The sequence below is a fragment of the Sphingomonas sp. 10B4 genome, from assembly GCF_035019905.1.
Lineage (GTDB): Bacteria > Pseudomonadota > Alphaproteobacteria > Sphingomonadales > Sphingomonadaceae > Sphingomonas > Sphingomonas glacialis.
Genome location: NZ_JASJVC010000461.1, coordinates 1 through 250, shown reverse-complemented (window position 1 = coordinate 250; position 250 = coordinate 1). Strand labels below are relative to the sequence as shown.

General features: G+C 63.2%; 1 protein-coding gene. It reads left to right on the top strand.

Going from position 1 to position 250, the window contains the following annotated elements; genetic code table 11:
* Window positions 1-49: 49 nt before the first annotated feature.
* The coding region (locus QN347_RS20495) for a hypothetical protein (RefSeq protein ID WP_323494501.1) at window positions 50-250 on the top strand (201 nt) is incomplete at its 3' end.

Here is a 250-nt window from a genome sequence, read left to right as displayed (position 1 = left end):
CGATTGTATGAATCGGCTACGCTGCGGCCCACAAAGAGGGAGGAACCCGATGAACCGATTGCTTTCCAAATGGGCGCTGGGCACAGGCGTCTCGCTGGCCATGATGGCGTTACCCGCCCACGCGCTGCAGATCAGCAGTCTCACGCCCCAAGGCGAAGTGGCGCGTGTGCGCCAGATCGTCGCCAAGTTCGATCAGCCCGCAGTCAAGTTCGGCGACCCCAAAGCACCCGCGCCGCTCGTGGTGAGTTGC